Genomic DNA, 7,978 nt, shown 5'->3' with positions numbered 1-7,978 from the left:
GTCAACGAGCGCGGCGTGGCCCGCGAGATCGGCGATATCGCAGCGATGGTAGGCAAACTTCGCGGCGCGCGCGGTGATCTTTTTAGGCAGTCCGCCAGCGGGTTTCTCGGCAAGGTCGGCCACCAGAATGTTGAAGCCGGCATCCGCCAATGCCTCGGCGCAGGCGAGCCCGATCCCGCGCGCACCGCCGGTGACGATGGCTGCGGGGCGGGTCATGGGAGACTGACCCTGGGGAGGTCAGTGCTGCCCCTCATCGCCCTGCCGGGCACTTCTCCCCGTATAGAGACGGGGAGAAGGACGCAATCGTCCACGCCTTCGCCAATCGCCAGCGTCGCAGGAAAAGCGCCGAGGTTGCGGCCAGTCCTCTTCTCCCCGTTTACGGGGAGAAGGTGCCGGCAGGCGGATGAGGGGCGGCGCCGACGCATCAAAGCTCGCTCCTGCGGAGATAGTCAGCAACCCGCAGCGCCTGCGCCGCGATCGACAGCGCCGGATTGACCGCGGCGGAGGTCGGCAGGAAGCCGCCGTCGACGACGAACAGGTTTTGATGATCCCAGGCGCGGCAGAAGGGGTCGAGCGGCGACGTGGCCGGGTCGTTGCCCATCTTCACCGTGCCGCACTGGTGCGAGGGCGTGCGCTTGTCGAAGGGGCGCGACAGCACGATCGGATAACCGCAGGCGCGCAGGTTCTCGCGCATCACCTTGGTCAGCCCTTCCAGCGACCGCATGTTGGAGCGCCGCCACTGCATGACGATCTCCATGCCGTCGACCATGATGCGGCTTTCGGGGTCGGGCAGGTCCTCGCACATCAGGTACCAGTCGACGGCGTGGCCGGCCATGAAGTCGAGCACGAATTTCGGCATCGTCTTCACATTGGCCTTGAGCATGTTGCCGTCGATCTTGCCGAGCAGCTGCACATTGCCAAGCGGCTTGCCGCCCTTGCCGTCCGACAGATAGTAATCGTTGAGCATCAGCGTCTTCTGGTAGACGCTGTCGTTGCGGCGACGCGGATCGATCGCCAGCATGGCGCTCGAATTGTGGTTCATGAAATTGCGCCCGACCTGGTCGGAGCTGTTGGCGAGGCCTTTGCCTTTCGCCGAGGGTGAGCGCAGCAGGATGGCGGCCGAGTTGATCGCGCCCGCCGAGAGGATGACCAGCTTCGGCGACACCGTCTTTTGCGCGCCATCTTGCGTATAGTGGATGGCGGCGATCGTCTTGCCGTCCGGCGCGGTTTCGAGCCAGTCGACATGGGCGCCGGTTTCCAGTCGAATGCTCGGGTCCTTCAGCGCTTCCGTCAGGGGCCCGGTCTGCGCGTCGATCTTGCCCTGGCCGGTGTTGGGGAAGGCGTCCCAGCCGGTCTTGCCTTCCTTCAGCCACGTCTCGATGTCGACGCCGAGCGGCAGCGATGCCGGATGCAGACCAAGGCTCTTGAGTTCGGCGCGGGCGCGCGCGATCGGCGGCTCGTCCGGCACCGGCTTGAAGGCATAGGGGATGGAATGGAATGGCTCGGTCGGATCTTCGCCCAGCGTGCCGCGCACGCGAAAGAGCTGCTCGGCCTTCGAGTACCATGGCTCGAATTCGTCGTAGGAAAACGGCCAGGCCGGCGACACGCCGCCGAAATGCTCGAGCTCGGAGAAATCCTCCTTGCGGTAGCGGATCAGCACCGCGCCGAAGAATTTCGAATTGCCGCCGACATAGTAGTAATTGCCGGGGTTGAAGGCGGCCCCGCCAGCCTCGCGCCACATCTCCTTCGGCCGGTAGTGCTCGTCCAGGAAAATCGATCGCGTTGAGCGCGCATGCGGTGTCGCGGGCAGCGGCTCGCCGCGCTCCAGGATGAGGATCGAGGCGCCGCAGCCGGCCAAGCCGGAGGCGATCGTGGCGCCGCCGATGCCGGAGCCGATGATGACGATATCCGGGTTTGTCATGGTTCTTTGTTTTGATGCATGTCGTTGCCCCAAAACCGGACCCACTTTTGGGCGACATGCATTAGAGGATGCGCTTCTCGGTCGCCGGGTCGAAGAACACCGCCTTGCTGAGGTTGAAGGCCAAGGGCGTGCTGGTGCCGGGCTGGATCCTGGCATCGGCCCGCAGCCGCGCCACCACGCCCTTGCCGCCGAGATTGGTGACCGCGAAGGTGTCGGAGCCGGCCGGCTCCACCACCTCGATGTGGCAGTCGGCGGTAGCGATGGCGGACCCGTTGCGTTCCGCGCCTTCCGGATCGGTCAGCGCTTCGGGACGGACACCGAAGATGACCTGCTTGTCCTTGAAGGCCGACAGACCGGCGGGCGCGCCGGGCATCGGCAGCACGATCGGCTGGCGCGACTCGCGGTCCAGCACCACCGAAAGGCTGGAGCCATTGCCGTCGATCTTGGCCGGGATCAGGTTCATCGCCGGCGAGCCCATGAAGTCGGCGACGAAGATGTTGGTAGGGTTGTTGTAGATCTCGGCCGGCGTGCCGAATTGCTGCACTTCGCCGTCGCGCATCACGGCGATCTTGGTCGCCAAGGTCATCGCCTCGATCTGGTCGTGGGTGACATAGACGATGGTCGTGCCGGTGGTGGCATGCAGTCGCTTGATCTCGATGCGCATGTCGACACGCAGCTTGGCGTCGAGGTTGGAGAGCGGCTCGTCGAACAGGAAGAGCTTGGGGTCGCGCACCAGCGCCCGGCCCATGGCGACGCGCTGGCGCTGGCCTCCGGAAAGCTGGCTGGGCTTGCGGTTGAGCAGATGACCGATCTGCAGGATCTTGGCGACCTTGTCGATAGCCGCCTGGCGCTCGGCCGCCGGCACACCGCGCATCTCCATGCCGAAGGCGATGTTCCCGGCCACCGTCATGTTGGGGTAGAGCGCGTAGCTCTGGAACACCATGGCGATGTCGCGCTTCGAAGGATGCAGGTCATTGATGGCACGACCGTCGACACGGATCTCACCCTCGGTGATCTGCTCCAGCCCGGCGATGGTGTTGAGCAGCGTGGACTTGCCGCAGCCGGACGGGCCGACCAGCACCAGGAAGCCGCCCTTTTCGAGCTCGACATTGATGCCCTTCAGGATCTCGACGCTCCCGAAGCGCTTCTTCAGCCCATCAATTTCCAGAAAAGCCATGGTCGTTCCTTCCGAATGGGGTCAGCCCTTGACCGCGCCGGCCATCAGCCCGCGCACGAAATAGCGGCCGGCGACGACGTAGACGATCAGGGTGGGGAGCGCGGCGATCATCGCCGCGGCCATGTTGACATTGTACTCGACGACGCCGGTCGAGGTGTTGACGACATTGTTCAGCGCCACCGTCATCGGCATCACGTCGCCGGAGCCGGCATAGGCGGAGGCGAACAGGAAGTCGTTCCAGATGTTGGTGAACTGGTAGATCACCGTCACAACGATGATCGGCAGCGAATTGGGCAGCATGATGCGGCGGAAGATCTGGAAGAAGGAGGCGCCGTCGACCTGCGCCGCCTTGATCAACTCGGTCGGGAAGGCTTCGTAATAGTTGCGGAAGAAAAGCGTGGTGAAGCCAAGGCCGTAGACCACGTGAACGAAGACGAGATTGACGGTCGAATTGCCAAGGCCAAAATTGAAGCCGGTGGCGTTCTGCAAGGTGACGCCGAAGCGTCCGAGGCTGCCGAGAATGGTCGCCATCGGCAACAGCACCGACTGGAACGGGATGAAGCAGGCGAACAGCATCATCGCGAAGACCAGCGTGTGGCCACGGAAGCGCCATTTGGTCAACACGTAGCCGTTAAGCGCGCCAAGCAGCGTCGAGATCAGCACCGCCGGCACGACCATCTTGATGGAGTTCCAGAAATAGCCCTTCATGCCGACGCAGGTCAGACCCGAGCAAACTTCGCTCCACGCCTTTATCCATGGTGCGAAAGTCGGCGCATGCGGCAGCGCCAGCATGTTGCCGTTCTGGATCTCGTCCATCGTCTTGAACGAGGTCACCAGCATGACGAACAGCGGCATCAGGTAGAAGATCGCGAAAAGCGCGAGCAAGCCGTAGATGACGATGCGGTTGATCGTCCTGGCGCTCATGCCGCTCGAAGCCTGGCGGGCGGGTGAAGTGACGGCGCTCATCGCGACTTCTCCCTGAGCTCGGAATAGAGATACGGAACAATAATGGCCGTGATGGTCATCAGCATGATCACGGCGCTGGCCGAGCCGACGGCCATCTCGTTGCGCTTGAAAGTGAACTCATACATGAAGTTGGAGGGCAGCCAGGCCGAGCCGCCGGGGCCGCCGCTGGTCAGCGCCACGACCAGGTCATAGGACTTGATGGCCAGATGCGCGAGCACGATGAAGGCCGAGAGGAATACCGGCCGCAGCAGCGGAATGACGATGCGGCGGTAAAGCTGGAAGGTGGAAGCCCCGTCGATCTGCGCCGCCTTCATGATCTCGCCGTCGATGCCGCGCAGGCCGGCCAGGAACATCGCCATGATGAAGCCGGAAGCCTGCCAGACGCCGGCGATGACGACCGTGTAGATGACGAAATCCTTGTTCTTGATCCAGTCGAAGTGGAAGCTCGTCCAGCCCCATTGATGCAGCGTCTGCTCCAGCCCGAGGCCGGGGTCGAGGAACCATTTCCAGGCGACGCCGGTGACGATGAAGGAGAGCGCCATCGGGTAGAGATAGATCGGGCGCAGCACGCCTTCGCCGCGGATCTTCTGGTCGAGCAGGATGGCCAGGAACAGGCCGAGCGCCAGGCAGATCAGGATATAGAGGAAGCCGAAAATGCCCATATTGGTGATCGAGGTGTACCAGCTCGACGGCGGGTCGCTCTCGAAGGTCCATCGCCACAGCCGCTGATAGGCGCGGGGGCCAGTGATGGCATAGGACGGGAAGGTCTTGGAATTGGTGAAGGACAGATAGATCGTCCACAGGATGAAGCCGTAGACGAAGACGATCGTCGCCGCGAAGCTCGGCGCCAGAACGATCTTCGGCAACAGATCCTGCAGCCGCGAACGGACCGACGCGCCGGGACGAGCGTCGTGCTCCGGTGTCAGCTTGATCTGGGTTTCGGCAACTGTGCTCATCGGCTTGTCCAGTTCCGGTTGGTCGGAAACCGCCCGGCGCGAAAACGCACCAGGGTTGTCCCGCACCTTTCGTCGACAGGAAGACCTCCCCCGCCGAAGCGGGGGAGACCTGAGTTCAAGCGAAGCTTACTTCGCGTCGTCGATCGCCTTGACCAGCTCGGTCACGGCCTCGTCGGAGCTCTTGATCTGACCATGGACGAATTTCGACACGACGTCCTTGTAGGCGTTGGCGACGGCCGGCGGAGCGCCATAGCCCTGCGCCAGCGAGCCGAACAGCGTGCCGCCTTCGTTGGCCTTCTTCAGGTCGGCGATGCCCTTCTTGCCGCAAGCGTCGAAGTCGGTGTCCGGCACGTCGGTGCGGGCCGGGACCGAACCCTTCACCACGTTGAAGGCCGACTGGAAGCTCTTCGACAAAGTGGCGGTGGCCAGCGCGACCTGGGCGGCCTTGCGATCCTCCGGGACGTTGAACATGCCGAACATGTCGGAGTTGTAGATCACCGAGCCGTCGGTGCCCGGGAAGCGGTAGCAGAGGAAGTCGGTGCCCGGGGTCTTGTTGGCGGCGTGGAACTCGCCCTTGGCCCAGTCGCCCATCACCTGAACCAGCGCGTCGCCCTTGATGACCATGGCGGTGGCGAGGTTCCAGTCGCGGCCCGAGAAGTTCGGGTCCACATATTTGACCAGCTTGGCGAGGTTGTCGAACGACTTCTTCATCGTGTCGGACTTGAGCGAGTCCTCATCGAGGTCGTTCATCGCCTTCTTGTAGAACTCCGGCCCGCCGGTCGACAGCACGACCGAGTCGAACATGGTGGCTTCCTGCCAGTTCTGGCCGCCCAGCGCGAGCGGGATGACGCCGGCAGCCTTGGCCTTGTCGAGCAATGCGACGAAGTCGTCGAAGGTCTTCGGCTCGGTGCCGCCGATCTTGTCCATCACCGCCTTGTTGATCCACAGCCAGTTGACGGAGTGGACGTTGACCGGAGCGGCAACCCACTTGCCGTCATAGACCGAGAACTTCTGCAGGGCGGCCGGAACCGACTTGTCCCAGCCTTCCTTTTTCGCGGTTTCCGTCAGGTCGCCCATGACGCCGGCGGCGGCATAGTCGAGCACGGTGTAGCCGAGCATCTGCGAGGCGGTCGGGTAGTTGCCGGCCGCGACCATCGCCTTCAGCGCGGTCATGGCCGCGTCGCCGCCGCCGCCGGCCACCGGCACGTCCTTCCAGGCATAACCTTCCTTGGCCAGATCCTGCTTCAGCACGTTCAGGGCAGCCGCTTCGCCGCCCGACGTCCACCAATGAAGCATCTGCACTTCCTTGACGTCCGCGGCATGCGCCGAGAACGCAAAGCTCGTCGCAAGAGCCGTTCCGATAAGCAGTTTGCGCAACATGTACTACCTCCCTTGTTGCATTCACATAACCGGCGGGTGTCCGCCGGGGTCTCCCAACTCAGCCGACCCACCAACCGGTGCGCTGGCCGCGATGAAACTGGATGGTCTTTTCCTCGGTATAATCCTCGACCGCGCGTTTGCCGAGTTCGCGTCCCAGACCGGACTGCTTGTAACCCCCGAAAGGCAGCTCGGGGTAACCTTCCATGAACGTGTTCACCCAGACCGTCCCCGAACGCACACCGCGCGCCACCGACATGCACGTGTCGATGCTGGCGCTCCACACCCCTGCAGACAAACCATAGGGCGTGTTGTTGGCAATGTGCAATGCCTTTTCAATCGTTTCAAAAGTGAGCACGGACAGCACCGGACCGAACACTTCCTCGCGCGCGATCGCCATGTTTTCCGTGACGTTACGGACGATGGTCGGATCGAGATATTGGCCGGCGTTGGATTGAAGCCGGGTGCCGCCGGCGAAAACGCTGCCGCCGTCAGTTTGCGCCGCCGCAACATAGCCGGCTACCTTTTCCATATGATCGGCCGAGATCATGGCGCCGACGTTGGTGCGGTCGTCGAGCGGATCGCCGACGCGGACCTTTTCAGCCAGCGCCTTGACTGCGCCGAGAAAGTCGTCGGCGATCGCCGCATGCACGATCAGGCGGCTGCCGGCATTGCAGCATTCGCCGGCGTTGAAGAAGCCGCCGAACACCGCGGCATCGGCCGCCGCCTCGAGGTCGGCATCGGGGAAGACGATCTGGCCGTTCTTGCCGCCGAGCTCCATCGAGACCTTCTTCAAGGAGTTCGAGGCAGCGGCCATGGTCATCTTGCCGACACGGGTCGAGCCGGTGAAGGAGACCATCTCGACCAGCGGATGGCTGACCATCGGCGCGCCGACATCGGCGCCGTAGCCGGCGAGGATGTTGACGACGCCCGCCGGCAGGCCGGCTTCGAGCAGGATGTCGCCGAGAACGAAGGTCGAGGCCGACGTCATCTCGCTCGGCTTGACCACCGCTGTGCAGCCGGCGGCGAGCGCGAAGGGCAGCTTTTGGCTGACGATCAGGAAGGGGAAGTTCCACGGCGTGATGATCGAGACGACGCCAATCGGTTCGCGCAGCACGACGCCCAGCATATCGTCGCCGAGATTGGCGTAGCTCTCGCCATGCAGCGTGCGGGCAAGCGAGGCGGCATAGCGCCAGATGTCGATCGCGCCGCCGATCTCGCCGCGCGCCTGGGCGATCGGCTTGCCGGATTCCAGCGCGTCGAGGCGGGCGATCTCCTCCAGCCGGGTCTCGATCAGGTCGACGGCCTTCAGCAGAACCGCGGCGCGCTCGGAGGCCTTGGTGCGCGGCCATGGGCCGGTCTCGAACGCCTTGTGCGCGGCCTGGACCGCCGCCTCGACCTCCGCTGCGCCTGCCTGCGCGTAGCGGGACACGACAAAACCATGGCCGGGGCTGACGCGCTCGACACTGCGGCCGTCACGAGCGTCGACATGCTTGCCGTCGATCAGAAGCTTGTAGGCCTTCGGCGCCTGGGACGCCTCTTTCGGCATGGCAATGTTGAGCGGTGCGTTCATCATGTCTT

7 protein-coding genes are annotated in these 7,978 nt (G+C 63.8%); all 7 read right to left on the bottom strand.

The genetic code is table 11. From position 1 onward, the window contains the following. The coding region (locus EOA23_RS11065) for an SDR family NAD(P)-dependent oxidoreductase (RefSeq protein ID WP_127304078.1) at window positions 1-216 on the bottom strand (216 nt) is incomplete at its 3' end. 208 nt (window positions 217-424) lie between these two features. Further along, complete coding sequence (locus EOA23_RS11055) at window positions 425-1,921, bottom strand: GMC family oxidoreductase (protein WP_127304076.1); 1,497 nt, start codon at window positions 1,919-1,921, stop codon at window positions 425-427. Between the two features lie 61 nt (window positions 1,922-1,982). Next, window positions 1,983-3,098, bottom strand: coding sequence for an ABC transporter ATP-binding protein (locus tag EOA23_RS11050; RefSeq protein WP_127304074.1), 1,116 nt, complete (start codon window positions 3,096-3,098; stop codon window positions 1,983-1,985). 21 nt (window positions 3,099-3,119) lie between these two features. Continuing rightward, a complete protein-coding gene (locus EOA23_RS11045) occupies window positions 3,120-4,064 on the bottom strand; it encodes a carbohydrate ABC transporter permease (protein ID WP_127304072.1) in 945 nt (314 codons plus the stop codon). Continuing rightward, window positions 4,061-5,020, bottom strand: a complete 960-nt coding sequence (locus tag EOA23_RS11040) for a sugar ABC transporter permease (protein WP_126059541.1) — start codon at window positions 5,018-5,020, stop codon at window positions 4,061-4,063. Before EOA23_RS11040 ends, EOA23_RS11045 begins: the two co-directional genes overlap by 4 nt. A 126-nt stretch (window positions 5,021-5,146) precedes the next feature. After that, window positions 5,147-6,400 (bottom strand): ABC transporter substrate-binding protein, encoded by a 1,254-nt coding sequence (locus tag EOA23_RS11035; protein WP_126059542.1) that lies wholly within the window; start codon window positions 6,398-6,400, stop codon window positions 5,147-5,149. A gap of 58 nt (window positions 6,401-6,458) precedes the next feature. After that, window positions 6,459-7,970, bottom strand: coding sequence for an aldehyde dehydrogenase family protein (locus tag EOA23_RS11030; protein ID WP_127304080.1), 1,512 nt, complete (start codon window positions 7,968-7,970; stop codon window positions 6,459-6,461). Window positions 7,971-7,978: the final 8 nt, after the last annotated feature.

Origin of the sequence: Mesorhizobium sp. M2A.F.Ca.ET.042.01.1.1 (genome assembly GCF_003997405.1) — a bacterium.
Lineage (GTDB): Bacteria > Pseudomonadota > Alphaproteobacteria > Rhizobiales > Rhizobiaceae > Mesorhizobium.
This window is presented reverse-complemented; position numbering and strand designations above follow the sequence as displayed.

Bases quoted from the DNA above. Each gene is read 5' to 3' on its own strand.
- EOA23_RS11055 (WP_127304076.1), bottom strand. From the start codon at position 1,921: ATGACAAACCCGGATATCGTCATCATCGGCTCCGGCATCGGCGGCGCC.
- EOA23_RS11050 (WP_127304074.1), bottom strand. From the start codon at position 3,098: ATGGCTTTTCTGGAAATTGATGGGCTGAAGAAGCGCTTCGGGAGCGTC.
- EOA23_RS11045 (WP_127304072.1), bottom strand. From the start codon at position 4,064: ATGAGCGCCGTCACTTCACCCGCCCGCCAGGCTTCGAGCGGCATGAGC.
- EOA23_RS11040 (WP_126059541.1), bottom strand. From the start codon at position 5,020: ATGAGCACAGTTGCCGAAACCCAGATCAAGCTGACACCGGAGCACGAC.
- EOA23_RS11035 (WP_126059542.1), bottom strand. From the start codon at position 6,400: ATGTTGCGCAAACTGCTTATCGGAACGGCTCTTGCGACGAGCTTTGCG.
- EOA23_RS11030 (WP_127304080.1), bottom strand. From the start codon at position 7,970: ATGAACGCACCGCTCAACATTGCCATGCCGAAAGAGGCGTCCCAGGCG.